The organism is Haliea sp., assembly GCF_041395985.1.
Classification (GTDB): domain Bacteria; phylum Pseudomonadota; class Gammaproteobacteria; order Pseudomonadales; family Halieaceae; genus Haliea.
This window is the reverse complement of the sequence record NZ_JAWKZJ010000004.1, coordinates 328,207-349,894: the sequence shown is the minus strand read 5'-3', so window position 1 is coordinate 349,894 and position 21,688 is coordinate 328,207. Positions and strand designations below refer to the sequence as shown.

The window sequence follows — 21,688 nt, the reverse complement described above, 5'->3', positions numbered from 1 at the left end:
CGCCCGCGGGCGAACGCCCCGCCAGAGCGTCGCCCGGCGCTTAATGGTGCCTTAATCTAGTCCTGATTTAATGACGCCAGTCTAGGCCACTGGGACAACGAACATGACTGCCCTTTCAGTGCTTCTGCCTGCCAGGGATGAAGCGGACAACATCGCCCGCCTGCTGCGGGAAATCGACGCCGCGCTGGCAACACAGAACTACGAAGTCATTCTGGTCGACGACGGCAGCGGCGATGGTACAGCCGATGCCGCACTTGCCGCCGGCCCCTGCATGACGGGCCGGCTCACGGTCGTGCGGCACAGGTCGGGCTGCGGCCAGAGCACAGCGCTGCATACCGCAGCCCGCTATGCCAGCGGTGATATCCTCGTCACGCTGGACGCCGACGGCCAGAACGATCCCGCAGATATTTCACGGCTACTGGCGGCAGCACAGGCACAGCAGGGCATCCACTGGATTATCGTCGGGGCCCGACAGCAGCGTCAGGACACGCTTTGGCGACGATTCCAGTCGCGTCTGGCCAACGGCTTCAGGCAGAGAGTCCTTCGGGACGAGTGTGCTGATACGGGCTGCGGGCTGAAGATGCTGCCTCGCGAGACCTGGCTGGAACTGCCGTATTTTGATCACATGCACCGGTTTATGCCGGCGCTCGTAAAGCGTCTGGGTGGCGTAATTGTAAACATCCCCGTCAACCACCGGCCACGCCTTGGCGGCACATCCAAGTACACCGCCTGGAACCGGGCGTGGGTGGGGGTGATTGATACACTCGGGGTGTTCTGGCTCAACCGCCGGACGCGACAGCCCATGGTCGCCTGGACCGAAACACCCCGTAGCTCATGAGCACTGCGATCCGCATTGCGCTCTTCGCAGCACTGCTGCTCGCCCTGGCCGTAGCCGGCAGCCACACGGGGTTTCCTGTGCTGGGCTCAGGTAACAGCCTGCAAGCGACGCTGCAGGAGGGAGGCATAGCGGGCTATGCGCTCGCATGTGCGGCGTCGTCCCTGCTGATGGCTCTGGGAGCACCACGACAGATGATTGCTGCCATTGCCGGCTATGCACTGGGCGTGGTGCCGGGAACGCTATTCGCCCTGCTGTGCAGCGTCACGGCGCTGTCCCTTACCTACGGTGCGGCCCTGTTCCTGTTTCAGCCCGCACTGCAACGCCGTCTCGGTGTTCGCGGCAAGCGTCTCTCACGTTGGTTGTCGATTGCCACATTCCGCAAGACCCTTGTCGTCAGGCTCGCGCCGGTAGGCAATAATTTCCTCACCAACCTCCTCGCCGGGGCCATGGGCATCCACTACGGAAAGTTCCTCACCGGCAGCCTTTTGGGGTACCTGCCACAGACGGTGATATTCGCTCTTGTAGGCAGCGGGATAGCGCTGGCACAGTGGCAGCAGCTTGTCCTCGGCGGTCTGTTGCTGGCACTCGCGTCAGCTCTCGGCGCTTATTTGCTCAAGACCCATCCTGAACTCCCGGCGACGGGTGAAGCCACTCCGTGAGATCCGTGACGCTGCGCCGGCGCACCGCGAGCGTATCCTCGGAGACGCTTACGCTGGTTGCCGTACTGGCTCTGGCGGCCGTTCTGCTGTTTGCAGGGATGGGACTGCGCAGCCCCTGGCCACCCGATGAACCCCGCTTTGCCTACCTCGCGCATGAAATGCTGAGCACGGGACAATGGCTGTTTCCGGCACGTGGCGGTGAGCTCTACCCGGACAAACCGCCCCTGTTCATGTGGGCGATCGCCACCGGCCTCAAAGTGACCGGCAACCTCAATATCGCCATGCTGCTCCCCAGCGCGATTGCCAGCCTGATCACACTGGCAGCCGTATTTGATATCGGGCGTCGGCTCTGGGACGGCGCGGTGGGCCGCAATGCTGCACTGCTGTTGTTGTTTACGCCGCAGTTTCTCATTCAGGCAAAGTTTGCGCAGATCGATGCCCTGCTGACCTGCTGGACGACACTCGCCTGCTACGGGCTGCTGCGTCATTTCCTGTGTGGGCCTGCCTGGCGCTGGTACTTTGCCGCGTGGTTTTTCATGGGGCTGGGTATCATTACCAAAGGCGTTGGCTTCCTGCCGATATTCCTGTTGCCCTTACTGGGCGCCTGCCACTACGCCACCAGCCACGGGAAAAACACATGGACACGCCGCACCTGGCTCGGGCCACTCGTGCTCCTGGCCGCCGTTGCGCTGTGGCTGGGACCGATGCTGTGGCAGGTGGCTCGACACCCAGCCCCTGAACTCATTGCCTACCGCGACAATATCCTGTTCAGGCAAACCGGGGAGCGCTACACAAACCCCTGGGGCCATATCAAGCCCTGGTATTATCTCTGGTTGAACGTGATTCCCGCGCTCTGGGCGCCTGGCTCGCTGCTGTTGCTGACAGGATTTCGAACCGTCATACAGCGCAGCATGCTGGACAGACGCATACTGGTACTGTTCATCTGGGTGATTGCGGTAGTGACTTTTTTCAGCTTTAGCCCCGGGAAACGTGGCGTTTACGTGCTGCCGGCTCTGCCCATCTTCTGCCTGGCCTTGAGCGCTGTCTGGCGTGTGCATCCACCCTCTCTCGCGGGGAGGACTGCACTGCGACTGCTGGTCGGGGGCGTGACGGTTCTTGCGGGCATCGCGGCGACACTGGCGCTCACGTATCACCCTGTCCTGATGCGTCAACTGCAGGTACTGGCGCAACCAGAGCAGACTGCCACGTGGGTAGCGGTGATCGCGGCGAGCACCTGTGCCGTCCTGGTGGGCTGCCAGTGGTTCACGCGCCGGGTTTCGCCCTGGATTGCCTACGGGGCCACAGTGACCATACTGGTCCTCGTGCAGTCGCTGGCGGTCAATCCGCTGCTGGAGCCACTGCGCACTCCGGCGTCCCTCATGCAATCGGCGGTTGCCAGGGTCAACGGAGGAGAACTCGCCATCATCGACTCCAAGGAGCACTATCTGCTGTTTTCGCCGATACCACTCGTGCATTTCGGTTATTTCAGCAGTGACGCAACGCAGTATCGCAACGCCTGGCAGTGGATAAATGAGCGCGAGGGCCGGTACGTCATGGCACCGGAACGTGGCGAGATAGAGTGCTTCGATCCTGCACTGGCGCAGGCAGTCGGCTATGCCCACCGCCAGAACTGGGTGCTCTACTCGCGGGAAAGTGCACAGCCCCGCTGCGCCACCCCCGAAGTGCTACGTCGCTTCAGGAGTGTACGCGGTCCCTACGGCAAGAGCCGTCAGCGCTCGCTTTCCGACTGAGGAACGCGCCGCAGTCGCTGCCGAAGCCCGGCAAGGTGCTGGCGATAGGCAGCGGCGTCGCGGGGGGCACCCCCGTACTCGAGTTGTTCGAAGGCGTCGATAAACTGCATGGCCCAGCCTGCCAGCTGTGGGGCTTCCCGCGCTACGCGCCGCCCGAAGCTGCCCGGCGCTTCACCCGTTGCGCGCGTGATACCCTGGCGACGCATCTGCTCGCAGAACTCCAGAAACAGCCGCTGCTCTGGTGGCAGGGGCCGAGGCCGACGATGCCGCAGCAGCAACCAGCCGACCGGTATTAACACGACCACACCACTGAGAAGAATCGCCCCGGCAAACACCGGAGCGCGTATGCTTCCGAACAGATCCTGCAGCAGGCGGTACTGCTCCTCGCCGTCGAAGCCGGTGACCCAGCTCTGCCATCGGTAGGTCAGCGCGTCGTAGCGCAGACGCAGCATGTTGACCCAGTTGACACCCCGGTACCGCAGGGGGGACAGCGGTGAGTTGGCCAGAAAGCTGCCCTCCGCCGCTACCGCTTCTTCAAGCCCCAGTTCAATTCGGTCGGGCGACACCGCCGCCGTGGGGTCGATACGCACCCAACCCCGCCCTTCCAGCCAGACCTCTGCCCAGGCATGCGCATCGAACTGGTGAACGATGACCGTACGATTCACAGGGTTGATCTCACCCCCCTGGTAGCCGGCGACAACACGCGCCGGGACACCCGCCGCGCGCATCATGACCACAAAGGCGTACGCATAGTGCTCGCAGAATCCGCGCCGGGCCTGCAGGAGGAACTGATCCATACTGTTCTCTGCAGTGAGCAGAGGTGGCTGCAGCGTGTAAACAAAGGGCTCATCGCGGAAATACTGCAGTACTGCATCGACAAAGGCAGCGCTGTCAGCCGCCCCATCGCGGAGGCGCTGCGCCAGCTCGCGAGTCGCCGGGTTGTCCTGTTCCGGAAGCGTCAACTCGGTCTCGCGTCGCCAGTCCGACAGTTCAGGGTCCAGTGCAGTGACAGGCCAGCTGCGCACCCGGTACTGCAATTGCTCTTCGATCTCCACGGGGGAATAGAGGCGGTAATCGGCGGTACTCAGGATGCCTCGCTGCGCCGGCTGCGCATAACGCAGGCTGTACAGCCAGTTCTGCTGGGTGGGCAGCATGAGAACGGTATACTCCAGCGGCTCGCCCTCGGGCTCGACCGCCGGCGGGCGCAATTCAAGCCCCGGCAATTCGTTGTAGCGCAGGCTCCGCCAGGCACCCTCCTCCAACACACTGAATACGAGCCCCCGCCAGTAAAGCTCGGACTTCGGGGGAATGTCGCCCTCGAACTGCACGCGGAAAGCCACGTCATCGGACTGACTGAGTTCGGAGATATCCCCGGGGCGCATAAAGTCGCTGACCCCCGTCTTCGCGGCGTGACTCTTCACCGGCACCGTCCACAGTGGCCCAATGCGGGGAAACACGAAGAACAGTACCAGCATCAGCGGAAACGCCTGCGCCAGCATCAGCGCAGGTAAACGCAGGCTGCCCAGCCGGAAGCGGTCCTCACGGGGACGATGCAGCGCCACCAGACCGGTGGTTACCAGGACCAGGGTGAACAGGGAATACAGGACGAACAGGATATCCTGGCTGAACAGGAAGCCGATCACGCAGATAAAATAGCCAAGGAACAGCAGCACGTAGGCGTCCTTGGGTTTCACCAGTTCCAGCAGTTTGAAGGCGAAGGCTATGAGCAGCAACGCCACAGTCGGCTCGAGCCCCAGCAGGTTGCCGTAGCTCAGGAAAACAGCGCCACAGCCCCCCAGCGCGAGCGAGGCCCGTACCAGACGGCCGGGAAAGGAGGCTCGCCCCTGAAACACCAGCAGACGCCATACAGCTGTCCCGAGGTACACCAGCACCAGCCAGAGTGGCAGCCGCAGGAGGTGGGGTGCCAGCAGGGCAAACTGGCTGAAGATGATCCACACCAGCGCGTTGCGGGGTATGAGGGTACCGGCGGCAGGATCGCGTTTCATGGGGCAGCTGCACCATGCTGATAGAGGGCCAGCGCCGCAAGTATCCGGCCCTGGTGAGCCTCGCCAGATGCCGGGGCGATATCGACACCCGGCAGGGAAAGACCGTAGTCTTCCCCGCGTCTTTCCAGAGTCAGCGCCCAGTAACAGAGGTAGGACAGACGCTGCTCGGTGGCAATACCGGGAAAAGCATCCCAGTCCAGCCAGGCTGTACGACTGGCATAGGCAGCGTAGACCTTGGACTGCAGCGAGTGCCCCCTGGCCACCGCTTTCCAGTGCACCTGTCGCAGCGAATCACCCGGGCGGTAGCTGCGAAAGCCGTGAAAGTCATCGCTGCCTGCGATCTCTACCGCATTGCCCTCCGGGCGCCCGCCATCGCCGCCCGGTGGGGCCGCGGTGGCGAGGGGCCTGGGATACACCAGCGCCTGCAGATCCAGATCCAGCCATGTCCAGCAGCGCAGCAAACCGAGTGGGTAGCGGCTTTCCAGCAGCAGACGTCCGGGATTGTGCCAACCCCGGTTGCCCACAGGGACATACAGCGACACCTCGCAGCTGTCACGGTCGGCCAGGCTGACCAGGCTGTCGCTGCCCTGCGGCCAACTGAGCCTCAATGCATAGTGCGGGGCCTTGCCTGAGCGCTGCAGACGCAACCTGAATTCACTGCGTTGCCCCGGGAACGCCGGTGTCGCCGACAGCGCGTGCAGGGTCAGCCCCGCAAGGTTGGCGTAGGTATGCAGGATGGACACCACAAACAAGGTGGCCAGCAGAAACGCCACGGCGTAGGCCATATTGTTCTGGTAGTTGATCGCCGTGAGCAGAATCAACAGCAGCAATACGAAGAAGAAAAATCCGGGCAGCGAGGGGAAAATGAAGATTCTGCGCTGGTCCAGGGTAATTGACCTCGCTGGGGGGATACGCCGGACGAGCCAGCGCGAAAACCGCCGGCTGAATCGCCCGCTTGTCGCGCCTGTCCGTGTTATTTCGGCAGCATTCACCGGCATCAGGGCCGGATCACATCCACGCTGCGCTGCAGGAGATCAACCAGCGCGTGACCATCGCCGGCGTAATCGCCGCTGGGCACCAGGCGATGCGCCGCCACCGCCGGCAGCACGGCCTGCAGGTCTTCCGGCACCACATGCTGTCTGCGGTTCATGAACGCCCAGGTTCGCGCGCAGTTCAGCAACGCGAGCGCCCCGCGCGGTGACAGCCCCACCGCGAACTCGGGGCGCTCGCGGCTGAAACCCACCAGGCGCTGCAGGTAGTCCAGCAGACTGTCAGCCACATGCACCTCGGCGGCCGCTGCGCGGCAGGACTCCAGTTCCTCGGGCGACAGGCAGCGGCGCAGCACGGCCTCCGGCGCCTGCTGAGTACCACTACTGAGCAACATCTGCCGTTCAGCCTGGGCATCCGGATAACCCAGTTGCAGGCGCATGAGGAACCGATCAAGCTGACTTTCCGGCAGCGGGTACGTGCCCGACTGATGGATCGGGTTCTGTGTGGCAATCACGAAAAACGGTTGTGGCAGGCGCCGTGTTTCGCCTTCCACGGTGACCTGTCCCTCTGCCATTGCCTCCAGAAGCGCACTCTGGGTTCGCGGCGTCGTGCGATTGATCTCATCCGCCAACAGCACCTGCGTGAATATGGGGCCGGGATGGAAGGTAAAGCTCGCGTCGTTGCGGTCATACACCGAAACACCCAGGATATCTGCGGGAAGTAGGTCGCTGGTGAACTGGACCCGTCGGTATGCGAGGCCCAGCACGGCGGCCAGGGCATGCGACAGTGTGGTTTTGCCCATGCCGGGCAGGTCCTCTATCAGCAGATGCCCGCGCGCCAGGAGACAACACAGGGCCAACCTGATTTGCGCCTCCTTGCCCAGCAACGCCTTGCCAACCTCGGCCACCGCGTCGTCAATGGCGCCTACTGTATCCATACTGTTGCTCCTGCCCCTTCATGCTGCATTAGCAAGGTAGTACGCGGGAAATGCGTTTTCAGCCCGCCGCGTCGAGACCGCGCTGCAGATCCCTGCGCAGATCGGCCACATCCTCGAGCCCCACCGCGACCCGGATCAGGCCATCGCTGATACCCGCGGCGGCCCGCTGCTCGGCACTGAGGCGTCCGTGGGTAGTGGTCGCGGGATGCACAATGGTCGTTTTCGCATCCCCAAGATTGGCCGTCAGCGAGAGTATCTGTGTTGCATCGATACAGCGCCAGGCGGCGGACTGTCCACCGCGTACCTCGAACGACAACACACCGCCGAAGGCGCTCTGCTGGCTGGCGGCCAACGCATGCCCCGGGTGCCCGGGCAGTCCGGCGTAATACACACGCTGCACCTGCGGCTGCTGCTCCAGCCATAGGGCGAGCTCCAGTGCCGCCCGCGAGTGCGCCTCCATACGCAAGCGCAATGTTTCCAGCCCCTTGAGGAACACCCAGGCGTTGAACGGGCTCATGGTGGGGCCACAGGTGCGCAAAAAAACCACGACCTCATCCATCAAGGCCCGTGCGCCAACGACTGCGCCACCCACACAGCGCCCCTGGCCGTCGAGGTATTTGGTGGCCGAATGTATGACGATATCCGCGCCCAGTGCGAGCGGCCGTTGCAAAGCTGGCGTGCAGAAACAGTTGTCGACCACCAGCAATGCATTGTGCGCGTGGGCAATTTCCGCCAGTGCGCGGATGTCGGCGACTTCACACAGCGGATTAGACGGTGTTTCCAGGTACAGAAGGCGCGTCTCTGGACGCAGGGCCGCGCGCCACTGATCAGTTGCGAGCAGCGGCACAAAATCTACACTCACGCCAAAGCGTGTCATGTAGCGTGCAAACAGGTTGGTTGTCGTCCCGAACACATCACGCGAGCAGATCACATGATCGCCGGCTTTCAGCAGTGCCATGCAGGTACTGAGTATGGCGGCCATGCCGGACGCCGTTGCCACCGCGGCTTCTCCCCCTTCCAGTGCTGCGAGACGTTCCTCAAAGCCACGCACCGTCGGGTTGGTGTAGCGGGAATAGACATTGCCGGGGGACTCACCGGAAAACCGGGCCGCGGCTTCTGCCGCAGAGCCGAATACATAGCTGGAGGTAGCAAAAATCGGCTCGGAGTGTTCACCCTCGGCTGTGCGGTGGATACCGGCGCGAATGGCGAGCGTATCCAGCCCTGCACCTGCCAGGGGGTCGTCGTGATCGTTCATAGTGCCTCAGCTGACGTCATTGTGAATCCCCACCACGGTGCCTTCGGCAAGCACCCGCGCCCGGCTGCGGCTTTGCGCATCGTCATTGCGCAGCGCTTCGATGCGCTCAAGGTATGCCTGATCGACATCCCCGGTCGGGTATTCACCGTTGAACACAGAGCAGTCAAAGCCCATCGTGCTCTTGTTGCCTTCTCGGGAGCAGTTGATCAGATCGTCGAGATCCTGATAGACCAGCCAGTCTGCTCCGATGGCATCACAGACTTCTTCGACGGTGCGCCCGTGTGCGATCAGCTCCGACGCGGACGGCATGTCGATGCCGTATACGTTCGGGTAGCGTACAGGGGGTGCTGCGGAGGCGAAATACACCTTGTTGGCGCCGGCATCACGGGCCATCTGGATGATCTGTCGGCAGGTGGTCCCGCGGACGATAGAATCGTCCACCAGCATCACATTCTTGCCTTCAAACTCGAGGGGCACCGGATTGAGCTTCTGCCGCACCGACTTCTTGCGCTGGCTTTGGCCAGGCATGATGAAGGTTCGCCCAATGTAACGGTTTTTCATGAAACCTTCGCGAAACTTGATTCCCAGTTCCGAAGCCAGAGCCTGCCCGGCGATACGGCTGGTATCGGGAATCGGTATCACGACATCGATATCGTGGTCGGGCCGTTCGCGCAGCACCTTGCGCGCCAGTGCCTCTCCCTGACGCATGCGCGTCTTGTAGACCGAGATGCCATCCATCAGTGAATCGGGCCGCGCAAAATACACGTGCTCAAAGATGCAGGGGCGGAGCTGCGGGTTTTCCGCACACTGGCGACGATGCATTGCACCGCGGCTATCAATGAACACGGCCTCTCCAGGCGCGACATCGCCCAGCATGCGAAATCCCAGCACATCCAGCGCCACGCTCTCCGACGCCAGCATGTACTCGTCGCCGGCGTCGGTCTTGCGCACGCCGACGACCAGTGGACGGATACCGAGCGGGTCACGGAATCCCACCACACCATAGTCGACGATGAGAGCGACAGCGGCATAGCCACCGCGGCAGCGTCGGTGCACTGCGGTCACCGCCTGAAAGACATCCTCCGCTGTCGGGCTGAGCTTGCCCAGAGTCTGCAGTTCATGGGCAAAAACGTTCAGCAACACCTCCGAGTCCGAGTCGGTATTCAGGTGCCGAAGGTCGTCCTGGAACAGCTCACGGGTGAGCTGTTCTGAATTGGTCAGGTTGCCATTGTGAGCGAGCGCTATGCCATAGGGCGAGTTGACATAGAAGGGCTGGGCCAGCGCTGTGCCGGAGCTGCCCGCTGTCGGGTAACGCACATGACCGATCCCCATGGGCCCTTTGAGGCGCTGCATGTGGTCCTGGCGGAAGACGTCACGCACCAGCCCCTCGCTCTTGCGCTGTGTAAAGCGTCCACCGTGACAGGTCATTATCCCGGCAGCATCCTGGCCCCGGTGTTGCAGCACCGTCAGTGCGTCGTAGATATCAGGGCCTACCGTGCCCTTGCCAACCAGTCCTACCAGCCCACACATTCCGCATATTCCTCGTTGTCAGAGACTCATCGCCGGCAGCCGACCGGCATTGAAATCGCCCAGACGCTGCATGGCCCATTCGAGCAGCGCGTCAACCTGAGGCATCAGATAGGCCTGATGCAGCCAGACCTGGTCGCGCGGCGGTAACAACTCCCTGACCAGGAAGACCAGCACCAACACAATAATGACACCGCGCGCAAAGCCGAAAATGGTCCCCAGCAGGCGGTCGAGCGTTCCGAGGCCGGTCGCCTTGACCAGCTGCGCCAGTAGCAGACTGACCAGGCCGGTACACAGTAAAACCCCGACCAGAATCAACAGCCACGCGGCAATGTAACGAGCCGTCAGGTTGCTGATCAGCCCCGTCAGCCGCGACGCCAACTCGCCGGCGAACACATAGGCCAGTACAAACGCGGCAATCCAGCCAGCAAGGGAGAGCGCCTCGCGGGTAAACCCCCGCAGCAGACTAAGCAGCGTCGAGAGGCCCACGATCGCCACAATCGCCCAGTCCACCCAGGTGAGCGCATCAATGTTCAGCACTGTACCTCCCGCCATCGCCTGACCTGCGGGGGCGGCAGTCTATCAGCTTGATTCACCACACCAAAGTCAATGCGCCGCGTCATCAGGGTAAATACCGCCGCACTAAGGACTTGACGCCGAATTCGGCATCGACCTGCGGGCGCAGGGTATCGAGACGGGCGCGTTCAAACTTGGGGCCAACGTTGACCCGGTACATGGTCCGGCCACCGACGTTTACCGGGTCCACCCAGGCCTTTTCACCCATGGCCTCAAGCCGCTGCCGCAGCGCCTCGGCCTTGTCCTGGCTGCTGACGCTGGCCACCTGCAGCATCCACGCAATAGGCACACCCTGGCCATCAAGTTGTGGCTGCTCCGGCGCCTCATCGCGTGTTTCACCGGGTCCCGGGGGCGCTGCTGGCTCGGTCTCTTCCGTCTCGGGTCCAGGACCGCCAGCATCTGCCAGCTCGACACCTGCGGCTGCATCGGCCGTGGATTCTGTCCAGGGCATAACGTCCCCAACTTCGGCAGCCTCTTCCTCTTCAGCCAGCGCCCCCTCGAGACTGGGTGAAGCCCGTAAGCCAGCGGGATCCGGCGCGGCAATGGGTGTGGTATCTACCTGCGGGCGTGGCGGAATGCGCAGGTCCTCGATGCTGCCATCGGATTGGGGGTCGACAAAGATAATAGGCCAGAAAATCACCCCGAGCGCGACCAGTATCAGCGCTCCGACGAGGCGTTGCTTGAGGATATCATTCACGGACTACGCCTTTTCCCGTTCTCGCGCCAGCCAGGACATGGCCGCCGCAACTGTGTGGAAGGAGCCGAATACCAGCAGCCGATCACCTGCCGCTGTGACACTGCGCGCCCGCGCGAGGGCTTGACGCAGGTTCCGACTGACACTGATCATGCCTTCGCCCGCGGCGCGCAGATGGGCCGCAATCGCAGCGGCGGTCGCGGCGCGGACATTACCCGGCTGGTCTGCCAGAAACCAGCCGTCTACCTCACCGCACATCAAGTCCAGCATGCTGGGAATATCCTTGTCCGCCATCGCGGAAAAAACCGCGATGGTTTTCTGCTCACAGGGCCTGTGCTGCAGAAACTCAACAAGCCTGGCCACAGCTGCCGGATTGTGTGCCACATCCAGAACGACCTCGATGCCGCCCACGGTCATGGCCTGCCGCCGCCCCGGCAGCTGCAGCGCCGGCAGTACCGCCCTCGCCTCCCCTTCGGACACCGGGTGGCCGAGACATTCCAGCGCCTGCAGTGCAGCGTAGAGGTTTTGCGCCAGCAACCCCGGGTTAGGTGACACCGGCAAAAGGCGTCGTGCTCCGGCTGTGCCACTCACCCAGCCGTCCCAACGCTGCGCCGCGGGCTCGACGCCAAACGCCTCACCGAACCAATAGGCTCTCGCGCCACTGGCCGCAACGGCCTCGACCAGCCCCGCAGGCACCTCGCTGCAGGCCATCACAGCGGGGATATCCGGCCGGAGGATTCCCGCCTTCTCGCGCGCAATTGCGTCCAGGCTGTCCCCCAGCCAATCCTGATGATCCAGCGCGATGCTGGTTATCACAGCGACACTGGGGTCGACGATGTTTACCGCATCGAGGCGACCACCGAGGCCGACCTCAAGCACCACAATGTCCACCACCTCGCGCTGGAACAGAAGCAGGCCAGCCAGGGTTGCAAACTCAAAGTACGTGAGCGAGATGTCCCCCCTCGCGGCCTCAATGGTCTGCAGCGCAGAGACAATCTGGGCGTCACCCGCTTCGCAACCGCCAATGCGAATGCGCTCATTGAAGCGCAAAAGATGCGGCGAGGTATACACGCCGGTGCGGAGGCCCTTGTGCGTCAGCAGCGCCTCGAGTGCACCTACCACAGACCCCTTGCCATTGGTCCCCGCGACGGTAACCACAGGCACAGCCACCGGCAGCACCTGCAGACGGCGAGCCACAGCCGCAACACGCTCCAGGCCCAGGTCGATTTCCCGCGGGTGCAGCGCTTCAAGCCGCGCCAGCCATTCGGCCAGCGATTGCTCAGTCATCCGTGTGGTCGATACTCTCGGCTGACCCGGTGGCGTCTGCACTGCTGGCATCATCCTCGGCGTCCTCAGGCGATAGAGGGACCTGGCCGGTAAACTTGCCCAACAGCCTGGCCAGCGTGTCGCGCATATCGTTGCGATGCACAATCATGTCTATCGCACCGTGCTCGAGCAGGAACTCGCTGCGCTGGAAGCCTTTGGGCAGCTTCTGGCGAATGGTTTGTTCGATGATATTCGGGCCCGCAAAACCCGCCCGCGCGTCCGGCTCGGCAATATTCACATCGCCGAGCAGCGCCAGTGAGGCGGACACACCGCCGTAGATAGGGTCGGTCATCACCGAGACGTAGGGAACACCGGCGACTTTCATGCGCTCGATGACCGCACTGGTCTTGGCCATTTGCATCAGGGAGATCAGCGCTTCCTGCATGCGTGCTCCACCGGAGGCCGAAAAGCACACCAGTGGAATCCGCTCCTTGAGTGCCAGTTGCGCGGCGCGGGTGAACTTTTCGCCAACCGCGTAGCCCATTGAGCCCCCGTGGAAAGCAAACTCGAACGCGACAGTGACCAGCGGCATTCCCTGCAGGGTACCGCGCATGGCGACCAGCGCGTCTTTCTCGCCGGTGGCCTTCTGCGCCGCAGAAAGGCGGTCGCGATAGCGCTTTTTATCGCGAAATTTCAGTCGATCAACAGGCTCGATATCCGCAAGGATCTCCTGCCGTCCCTCCCGATCAAGGAAGATGTCCAGACGGCGCCGGGCACCAATGCGCATATGGTGATCACATTTCGGACAGACGTCGTCGTTGCGCTCGACGTCAGGCCGATACAACACTGCATCACATTTGACGCACTTCTTCCACAGTCCCTCGGGCACGCTGGAGCGGCGGGCGCCCTCTTCTTTGCGCACTCCAGAAGGCAGTATCTTGTCAATCCAGCTCATGGCATCCCCCGTTTGGTGGCACCATTATAGACGCCGCCGGCGCCTTCTAGGAAGCGATGCTGTCCAATCCCACGCGGATACTCGCAACCAGTTCCGTTGCCGCTTTTAACAGTTCCTCCTGGCTCGCGCCCTGCGCGGCCGCCCGGGCGATGGTATCCACCAATGCGCTGCCGACCACCACACCGTCTGCGGCTGCGCCCACGCGGCGCGCCGAATCGGCATCCTTGATCCCGAAGCCCACAGCAAGTGGCAGCGTGGTGGCCTCACGAATGTGCGCGAGGTGCTGCGCCACATCTTCGGCATCCAGGTGCCCCGCACCGGTGACGCCTTTCAGGGCCACGTAGTAAATGAAGCCACTGGCCTGATCCACGATCGACTGTATGCGCGCCCTGGGGGTGGTGGGTGCAACCAGGAAAATATTGTCCAGACCCACGCGATGCAGCTCGGCGTTGACACCGGCGACCTCCTCCGGGGGTATGTCGACCGTCAACAGTCCGTCCAGACCGACCGCCGCCGCCTCGTCAGCAAAGCGGGCATAGCCCATGTGCTCAACCGGGTTGGCATATCCCATGAGCAACACCGGCGTTTCCGGATCTCGCTCGCGGAACGTTGCGACCATGGCAAGCGCATCGCGCAGGCGGGCACCACTGGCAAGCGCGCGCTCATGGGCCTTCTGGATAACCGGACCCTCCGACATGGGGTCCGAGAACGGCACACCCAGCTCGATAATGTCTGCACCGGCGGCCACGAGGGCGTGCATCAGCGGTACCGTGCTCGCCAGGTCGGGGTCTCCCGCCACGATATAGGGCACCAGCGCCTTCCGGCCCTGGGCGGCGAGCTGCTGGAAGCGCCCGGCTATCTTGCTCACTGCATGTTCTCCTCGTGATTCCTGTTCAGAAGTCGATACCGTCGATATCGGCTACCGTATGTATGTCCTTGTCGCCGCGGCCAGACAGGTTGACGATAATCGTCTGCTCCGGCGTCATGGTGGCGGCCAGCCGGCCCGCATAGGCCAGGGCATGGGCGCTCTCCAGGGCCGGCATGATCCCTTCGGTGCGCGTCAGGTCGTGAAACGCTGCCAGTGCTTCGGCATCGTCTGCCGTGACGTAATTTACCCGACCAACATCCTTGAGCCAGGAGTGCTCGGGTCCCACACCAGGGTAGTCAAGACCGGCAGACACCGAGTGTGTGTGCATGATCTGGCCATCCTCGTCCTGCATCAGGTAGGTGCGGTTGCCATGCAGAACACCGGGCGTGCCCGCTGTGAGCGGTGCGGCGTGCTCTCCAGTGGCAACGCCGTGGCCGCCGGCTTCCACACCGTACATGGCGACCGACTCATCCTCAAGGAAGGGATGAAACAGGCCGATGGCATTGGAGCCACCGCCCACACAGGCGACCAGTGCGTCGGGCAGGCGCCCGGTTTGCGCCAAGGACTGGGCGCGCGCCTCCCGACCGATCACACACTGGAAATCGCGAACCAGCATGGGATAAGGGTGTGGGCCCGCTACGGTGCCGATAATGTAGAAGGTGTCATCGACGTTGGTCACCCAGTCACGCATGGCTTCGTTCATGGCGTCCTTGAGGGTACGGGAGCCCGACGTGACCGGTACGACAGTAGCGCCGAGCAATTTCATGCGGTACACATTAAGCGCCTGCCGCCGCACATCCTCTTCACCCATGAAGACGTGGCACTCGAGACCCAGGCGGGCGGCGATCGTCGCCGTGGCTACACCATGCTGACCCGCACCTGTCTCGGCAATCACGCGCCGCTTACCCATATGTTTGGCCAGCAGCGCCTGCCCTACCGTATTGTTGACCTTGTGTGCGCCCGTGTGGTTCAGGTCCTCGCGCTTCAGCAGGATACGAGCGCCGCCGACCCGATCGGACCAGCGGCGCGCCTCGTAAAGTGGCGACGGCCGCCCGACATAGTGCGCGAGGTCTTCGTCCAACTCGCGCTGGAATTCCGGGTCGTCAGCGAGCCTGCGGTACAGGATTTCGAGTTCAGAGAGCGCCGACATGAGCGTCTCAGCGACAAATTTGCCACCGTAGACACCGAAGCGCCCATCAGCATCGGGAACCGAGGCAAAGAGTTTCGTGTTGATATCCGTCGTCATGAGGTCTTCCCCTGCAAAAGTCAGCTGTGCACGGCAGCGATGAAACGCTGCATTTTAGCCGCATCCTTGATACCCGGCGCGTTTTCCACACCACCGCTTACGTCTACGGCGGCGGGTCTCACGGCGGCGATTGCGGCGGCGACATTGCGTTCGTCAAGGCCACCTGCCAGCACCAGGGGGCGTGGCAGCCGCTCAGGTATCGTCGACCAGTCGAAGGTCTGCCCGGTGCCGCCGGGGACACCCGGTTGCCAGCTATCCAGCAACAACCCTCTGGCACCCGGATAGCCTGCCGCGACAGCCGTAACGTCCATCCCCGGCCGCATCCGCAAGGCTTTCAGGTAAGGCCGGTCGAACTGGGCACAGAAAGCCGCCGATTCATCGCCATGAAACTGTATGCAATCTACGGGTACGCGCTGCAGAGTGCCATGGATTTCATCTGCAGTGGCATCAACGAACAAGGCCACAACCGAGACAAAGGGCGGCAACGCCGCGACAATCTCCGCAGCCAGGGAAACATCAACACAGCGTTTGCTTGGCGCGTAAAACACCAGGCCAATGGCATCAGCCCCGGCTGCACTGGCCGCGATGGCATCCGTGACACGGGTAATACCACATATCTTGACAAGGGTTCTGGCCACAGTATCGATCGGTGATTGCCTGACGAAGGCGGCGGATGATAGCAGACCCGGGTGCGCAGTGTCTTTAACCCGGTAAAACAAGCGGCCCGGGAGGTGTGGCAGGCAGGCCAAACTGTGATGGGTAGCTGACATCCACCAGGTAAAGGCCCTCTGCGGGCGCCGTTTCGGCTGCGCGCGTTCGATCCTTCCCCTGCAGCAGCGCCGCAATCCAGTCGAGCGGCTGCTCGCCACTGCCCACCGCCATCAGACTGCCTGCGATATTGCGCACCATGTGGTGGAGAAAGGCATTGGCTTCGATATCAATGACCAGAAGCTCGCCGTAACGCCGGACGGTGCAGTGATTGACGTGGCGAAACGGTGTCCTGGACTGGCAGGCGGCGGCGCGAAAGGCACTGAAATCCTGCTCACCAAGTAATGCCTGCGCTGCGGTGTGCATGCGCTCCGCCTGCAGCGGCTTTCTCTGCCAGGTCAGCTGCCGGTGGCACAGGGCCGGACGCACGGTGCCATTGGCAATGATGTAGCGGTAACGTCGGGCCAGCGCGGAAAAACGGGCATGAAAGGTCTCCGCCACTGGCTGCGCCCAGTGTATGCGAATGTCCGGCGGCAGGTGGCTGTTGCCACCCAGCACCCAGGCTTTCGCGCTGCGGGCACAGGGGGCGTCGAAATGAATAATCTGGGCGTGGCCGTGAACACCCGTGTCTGTGCGACCCGCACAGTGGACTCTGACAGGCTGCGCAGCAACGCGCTCGAGCGCATGCTCAAGGGCGCCCTGCACGGTGGGTGAAGGGGATTTCAGCTGCGCCTGCCAGCCGTGGTAAGCACTACCGTCGTACTCTATACGACAGGCAATGCGGGCCCCGGAAGGAAGCGATGTACTGGCGAATACCCGATCTGCGCCTGAATCAGCCAAGCCTCTCGAGCAACTCCCGTGCTTCCTGCTGCTGGTCAGCGCTTCCGCCCGATATCACCTCGTCGAGGATCTGCCGCGCACCTTCGTCATCGCCCATGTCGATGTAAGCCCGCGCCAGGTCCAGCTTGGTCGACATCGGGTCGCCGTCATCGGCGAACACGAAGTCGTCCTCACTGCTGTCGCCACCACTGCGCGCCTTCTCGAAGTCGGCGGAGAGGTCCAGGTCGTCTTCTACACTGCCCTCCTCGATTTCAAGGTCGAGGAATTCAGGTTCTTCGTCAACGGAAGGTACCAGTGCATCGCGCGCGTCGAGGCTGCCCAACTCATCAAGCTCGGGCAGCTCGGCCGAGAGGTCTTCGGCCTGCTTCGCCGCAGGCTTGGACGCGGGCTTATCACTGAAATCAGACAGGAAACCGCTGTCGTCAAGATCCCCACTGAGATCGCTGGCGGACGAGAAATCCGCGGGCTCCCCGGCACGCTCGCCTGCGCCTGACAATCTGGCATCAGCCAACAGCTGCTCCGCCCGGGCAATACTGTCTGCATCACCGATGCGCTGCAGCTCCATCATCTGCTGGTCAGCTTCATCGCGGTCGCCCATTTCCGCCGCAAGACCGAGCAGTTTCAGGTGGTACGAAGCGTTGTCCGGGTCGGTTCTGGTCGCCTTGCGGAGCAATTCCATCGCCTGACTGTAGCGCCCGTAGGCAATGTAGATATCTGCCTCGGCGAGAGCATCTCCGGCATCAACGTCGGAGGCGTATTCATCGTGCTTGCGCTCACCGTAGCCGCGCTGTCCGCCGCGCTGCAGGGTTGTATCGTCTCCGGACGCAGCCGGCATTGCGGCCGGTTCGGCATCGCTGCTCTCGTCATCGAACTCAACCGCGTGGTCCTGCAGTTGGATGTCGTCAAAGGCATCGGCCTCTTTCTGCCGCGGGCGAGCGACGGGCACCAGAGCGGCAGGTTCCTCGCTTGTGCCATTCTGCCGACGCCGCCACAGCAGGCCGCCGAGCAGCAGCGCCAACAGCCCGCCACCCGCGACATAGGGCCAGACGCCCATGCCCCCTGATGCCTCTGGCGCTACGGGTTGTGGCTGTGGCTTTACCTCCGCAACGGACGGCACCGGTGTAACCGCCGCGGGCTCAGCCGCCGCTGCGCTGGACGAGGATGCCTCCGCCGCAGCGAGCGCCTGCTGCAGAGAGGCAATTTCAGCGTCTTTCACCTCAACCATACGCTCCAGCGCGTCCAGACGTTCGGTGAGGCGAGTCAACTGTTCCGCAAACGCATCACGCTCACCCTGTATGGCCTCAGCGTCTGCCGTTGAAACGGGCGCACTCTCGGTTGCGGCACTGGCGGCATTGCTTGCTGGATCGCTGTCGGTGGCGGCCCCTTCATCACCAGTACTGCCCGGGGTGGCATCGTCATTCGCCGCGCCTGCGGAAATCCGCAGCGCCGGTCCGGCAGACGAGGGTGTGGAAGCCCTGCCGGCGCGCCAGTCTTCATTTTGCTGACGCACTTCTGCGAGCACAGCCGCGACGTCGGTCTCACTGGCATTGACATCGCTGCTATCCGGCAGGTAGATAATGTATCCCGCCTTGATGCGATTGATGTTGCCGTCGATAAAGGCATCCGGATTCAGACGCTGTATCTCCAGCATGGCCTGCTGCACCGAAATACCCTCCGGGCGGGCACGCTGGGCAATGGTCCACAGCGTCTCGTCGCGGCGAATCATGTAGCGGGCACCTGGCGCCGGCTCGGCAGCGGTGCCTGCACTAAAATTTCGTTCGGGCATCGCCCCCGGCGCGAGGCTGGATTCGCGCATGCCCACGCGCGTGCCCTCCGGCACCACTTCGACCTCAGTGGTGGCCGGTTCTGGCGCACCCTCGACTTCAGCCACGCGACGCGTGGCCGACACCGTCGTGCCCTGAGATTCAAAAGCAGGTGGATCAACGAGCACCGTGTAATTGCGCAATAAACGGCCAGAGGGCCAGCGCGCCTCGACGATAAAGTCGAGGTAGGGTTCGAGCACCGGGTCTTCCGAGGTGAGGATGATCTTGCCGCGACCGTTTTTATCCACCTGGACTTCAAAGCTGATGCCCGTCAGGAAATAGGCACGGTCGATGCCTAGCCGGTCGAAGTCATCTGCCGTCGCGAGCCTGACGCGAATCTGATCCTGATCGAGGCTGCCAACATCCAGCAGACCGACTTCCGCCCGCAACGGTTCGTTCAGAAACGAATTCAGCGAAAGTTCGCCAAGCCCCAATGCCCAAACAGAACCTGCTTGCAGGCACCCCAAGGCTGCCAGTGCTACTGCCAACCGCTTCTTTCGAGCCATAAACACGCCTTGTTATGCTCCCCTGCCATCCCCTGAGCCGACTTTTACGCAGCTCGAGCCCCTTTATGACGACTCCGAAGATACCGCAAGTATGTTGTAACGCAAAGGTTTAATCAATATAACCCCGGATAAGTGCCTCGGCAATCTGGATGCTGTTCAGCGCGGCGCCCTTGCGCACATTGTCTGATACGACCCACAGGTCCAGCCCGCGGGGGTGCGAAATATCCTCCCGAATCCGGCCGACAAACACCGCATCCTTGCCGGCGGACTCGGTGACCGCAGTGGGGTAACCCCCATCGGCGCGCTCATCAAGCACCGTGATCCCCGGAAAATCCTCCAGCAGCTTGCGCGCAGCCACGGCAGAGATCTTTTCACGCGTCTCGATGTGCACCGCTTCAGAATGGCCGAAGAAAACAGGCACGCGCACACAGGTGGGGTTGACCTGAATACTGTCGTCACCGAGGATTTTCTGCGTCTCCCAGACCATTTTCATCTCCTCCCGGGTGTAGCCATTGTCCTGGAATGTGTCGATGTGCGGCAGCACATTGAACGCTATCTGCTTGGGGTACACCTCGCACTCAATAGACTGCCCGTTCAGCAGGCGCGCGGTCTGCCCTGCGAGCTCCTCAATGGCCTCCTTGCCGGTGCCAGACACCGCCTGATAGGTACAGACATTGATGCGTTCGATACCGACGGCGTCGTAAATGGGCTTCAGGGCAACCAGCATCTGGATCGTGGAGCAGTTGGGGTTGGCGATGATATTGCGTTGGGTGTATCCCGCGAGTGCCGGCAGATTCACCTCAGGCACCACCAGCGGAATATCCGCATCGCGTCGAAAATGGGACGTATTGTCGATGACAATGCAGCCCGCTGCAGCGGCTTTCGGCGCGAACTCTTCCGAAATGCTGCCGCCGGCGGAGAACAGGCCGATCTGCACCTGGCTGAAGTCAAATTCGGCAAGATCCGTCACGCGCAGCGATTTACCGCGAAACGTCACGGTTTTGCCCGCCGAGCGCGCGCTGGCGAGCGGATAAAGCGTACGTACCGGAAAATCACGCTCTTCAAGTATCGACATCATGGTCTCGCCGACCGCGCCGGTAGCGCCGACGACGGCAACGTCATACTGCTTGCTCATAAAAAACCTCGCATTACTGTGTGAAGGTTCAACCGCGCAGCGCCGCCACAACGGCAGCACCCATGTCGCTGGTTGACACCGCGCGCTGGCCGGCGGCGGCGATATCGGGCGTGCGCAACCCCTGGTCGAGCACGTCGCTCACGGCTTGTTCGATGGCGGCGGCGGCGTCCGCCTCGTCAAGGGTGTAGCGTAACATCATTGCCACCGAGAGGATGGTTGCCAGCGGATTGGCTTTGCCCTGCCCCGCGATATCCGGCGCCGAGCCATGGCAGGGTTCGTACATGCCGCGGCCGTTCTTGTCCAGAGAGGCAGACGGCAGCATGCCGATGGAGCCCGTCAGCATGGCAGCGGCATCTGACAGAATGTCGCCGAACATATTGCCCGTCACCATGACGTCAAACTGCTTCGGCGCCCGCACCAGCTGCATGGCGGCATTGTCGACGTACATGTGGCTGAGTGCCACGTCAGGATAGTCCCGCGCCACCTCCTCCATGACCTCCCGCCAGAGCACGGTGACTTCCAATACGTTGCTCTTGTCGACTGAGCACACGCGGCGATCACGCTGCCGCGCAAGGCCGAATGCCAGGTGCCCGATACGCCGGATTTCTGACTCCGAATACACATATGTGTTAAACCCTTGCCGCTCGCCATTCTCCAGCGTACGGATACCGCGGGGCTCGCCAAAGTAAATACCGCCCGTCAGTTCACGCACAATGAGAATATCCAGCCCGGCTACCACCTCTGGCTTCAGGCTGGAGGCGTCTGCCAGCTGCGGATACAGAATCGCAGGACGCAGGTTGCCGAACAGCTCCAGTTGCGAGCGCAGACCCAGCAACCCCCGTTCTGGCCGCAAATGCCGTTCCACGTTGTCCCACTTCGGGCCGCCCACGGCGCCCAACAGGATCGCATCCGCATCCCGCGCCGCTTGCAGCGTGGCATCGGGCAGCGGCACCCCGTGTTCATCAATAGCGGCGCCACCCAGCAAACCGTGTTCCAGAGACAGGCCAAGCGTGAAGCGCTCGTTCACCGTCTCCAGGACACGCACTGCCTCTGCCATGATTTCGGGACCGATGTAGTCCCCCGGTAAGACCAGAATCCGTCGTCCCAT

General features: G+C 62.6%; 19 protein-coding genes. 3 read left to right on the top strand and 16 right to left on the bottom strand.

The window, feature by feature from the left end; all coding sequences use genetic code 11:
• Positions 1 to 103 precede the first annotated feature (103 nt).
• The 3 genes from R3E49_RS10190 to R3E49_RS10180 are packed head-to-tail and all read left to right on the top strand — an operon-like array spanning position 104 to position 3,248.
• Positions 104 to 838, top strand: a complete 735-nt coding sequence (locus R3E49_RS10190) for a glycosyltransferase family 2 protein (protein ID WP_371294946.1) — start codon at positions 104 to 106, stop codon at positions 836 to 838.
• Positions 835 to 1,497 (top strand): TVP38/TMEM64 family protein, encoded by a 663-nt coding sequence (locus R3E49_RS10185; protein WP_371294945.1) that lies wholly within the window; start codon positions 835 to 837, stop codon positions 1,495 to 1,497. Before R3E49_RS10190 ends, R3E49_RS10185 begins: the two co-directional genes overlap by 4 nt.
• Entirely contained in the window at positions 1,494 to 3,248 is a 1,755-nt protein-coding gene (locus R3E49_RS10180; protein WP_371294944.1) for an ArnT family glycosyltransferase, read from the top strand. The genes R3E49_RS10185 and R3E49_RS10180 overlap by 4 nt, the downstream gene beginning before the upstream one ends.
• On the opposite strand, the gene R3E49_RS10175 is transcribed toward R3E49_RS10180, so the two are convergent.
• The 16 genes from R3E49_RS10175 to leuB form a co-directional block, all read right to left on the bottom strand.
• Positions 3,227 to 5,254, bottom strand: a complete 2,028-nt coding sequence (locus R3E49_RS10175) for a DUF3488 and DUF4129 domain-containing transglutaminase family protein (protein ID WP_371294943.1) — start codon at positions 5,252 to 5,254, stop codon at positions 3,227 to 3,229. The two genes, R3E49_RS10180 and R3E49_RS10175, sit on opposite strands and share 22 nt — an antisense overlap.
• Positions 5,251 to 6,084 carry a DUF58 domain-containing protein gene (locus tag R3E49_RS10170; protein ID WP_371294942.1) on the bottom strand — a complete coding sequence of 278 codons (834 nt, stop codon included), beginning with the start codon at positions 6,082 to 6,084 and terminating at the stop codon, positions 5,251 to 5,253. The genes R3E49_RS10175 and R3E49_RS10170 overlap by 4 nt, the downstream gene beginning before the upstream one ends.
• Positions 6,085 to 6,251: 167 nt before the next feature.
• The gene (locus R3E49_RS10165; RefSeq protein ID WP_371294941.1) at positions 6,252 to 7,181 is read right to left on the bottom strand and encodes an AAA family ATPase; all 930 of its coding nucleotides are present in this window, start codon (positions 7,179 to 7,181) and stop codon (positions 6,252 to 6,254) included.
• 58 nt (positions 7,182 to 7,239) lie between these two features.
• Complete coding sequence (locus R3E49_RS10160; protein WP_371294940.1) at positions 7,240 to 8,436, bottom strand: O-succinylhomoserine sulfhydrylase; 1,197 nt, start codon at positions 8,434 to 8,436, stop codon at positions 7,240 to 7,242.
• A gap of 6 nt (positions 8,437 to 8,442) precedes the next feature.
• The gene (gene purF, locus R3E49_RS10155; protein ID WP_371294939.1) at positions 8,443 to 9,966 is read right to left on the bottom strand and encodes an amidophosphoribosyltransferase; all 1,524 of its coding nucleotides are present in this window, start codon (positions 9,964 to 9,966) and stop codon (positions 8,443 to 8,445) included.
• An 18-nt stretch (positions 9,967 to 9,984) separates the two neighbouring features.
• Positions 9,985 to 10,503 (bottom strand): CvpA family protein, encoded by a 519-nt coding sequence (locus R3E49_RS10150; protein WP_371294938.1) that lies wholly within the window; start codon positions 10,501 to 10,503, stop codon positions 9,985 to 9,987.
• A gap of 82 nt (positions 10,504 to 10,585) precedes the next feature.
• Complete coding sequence (locus tag R3E49_RS10145; RefSeq protein ID WP_371294937.1) at positions 10,586 to 11,236, bottom strand: SPOR domain-containing protein; 651 nt, start codon at positions 11,234 to 11,236, stop codon at positions 10,586 to 10,588.
• Positions 11,237 to 11,239: 3 nt separating this feature from the next.
• Positions 11,240 to 12,520 carry a bifunctional tetrahydrofolate synthase/dihydrofolate synthase gene (gene folC, locus R3E49_RS10140; RefSeq protein ID WP_371294936.1) on the bottom strand — a complete coding sequence of 427 codons (1,281 nt, stop codon included), beginning with the start codon at positions 12,518 to 12,520 and terminating at the stop codon, positions 11,240 to 11,242.
• Positions 12,513 to 13,454 (bottom strand): acetyl-CoA carboxylase, carboxyltransferase subunit beta, encoded by a 942-nt coding sequence (gene accD / locus R3E49_RS10135; protein WP_371294935.1) that lies wholly within the window; start codon positions 13,452 to 13,454, stop codon positions 12,513 to 12,515. Before accD ends, folC begins: the two co-directional genes overlap by 8 nt.
• 46 nt (positions 13,455 to 13,500) lie before the next feature.
• A complete protein-coding gene (gene trpA, locus R3E49_RS10130; protein ID WP_371294934.1) occupies positions 13,501 to 14,322 on the bottom strand; it encodes a tryptophan synthase subunit alpha in 822 nt (273 codons plus the stop codon).
• Positions 14,323 to 14,347: 25 nt separating this feature from the next.
• Entirely contained in the window at positions 14,348 to 15,568 is a 1,221-nt protein-coding gene (gene trpB / locus R3E49_RS10125) for a tryptophan synthase subunit beta (protein ID WP_371294933.1), read from the bottom strand.
• Positions 15,569 to 15,588: 20 nt separating this feature from the next.
• Positions 15,589 to 16,206 (bottom strand): phosphoribosylanthranilate isomerase, encoded by a 618-nt coding sequence (locus R3E49_RS10120; protein ID WP_371294932.1) that lies wholly within the window; start codon positions 16,204 to 16,206, stop codon positions 15,589 to 15,591.
• A gap of 64 nt (positions 16,207 to 16,270) precedes the next feature.
• Positions 16,271 to 17,116: a tRNA pseudouridine(38-40) synthase TruA gene (gene truA, locus R3E49_RS10115; protein ID WP_371294931.1), complete on the bottom strand. Its 846-nt coding sequence runs from the start codon at positions 17,114 to 17,116 to the stop codon at positions 16,271 to 16,273.
• Positions 17,109 to 19,445 carry a FimV/HubP family polar landmark protein gene (locus R3E49_RS10110; RefSeq protein ID WP_371294930.1) on the bottom strand — a complete coding sequence of 779 codons (2,337 nt, stop codon included), beginning with the start codon at positions 19,443 to 19,445 and terminating at the stop codon, positions 17,109 to 17,111. Before R3E49_RS10110 ends, truA begins: the two co-directional genes overlap by 8 nt.
• Before the next feature lie 109 nt (positions 19,446 to 19,554).
• The gene (locus R3E49_RS10105) at positions 19,555 to 20,580 is read right to left on the bottom strand and encodes an aspartate-semialdehyde dehydrogenase (protein ID WP_371294929.1); all 1,026 of its coding nucleotides are present in this window, start codon (positions 20,578 to 20,580) and stop codon (positions 19,555 to 19,557) included.
• A 28-nt stretch (positions 20,581 to 20,608) separates the two neighbouring features.
• Complete coding sequence (gene leuB / locus R3E49_RS10100) at positions 20,609 to 21,688, bottom strand: 3-isopropylmalate dehydrogenase (protein WP_371294928.1); 1,080 nt, start codon at positions 21,686 to 21,688, stop codon at positions 20,609 to 20,611.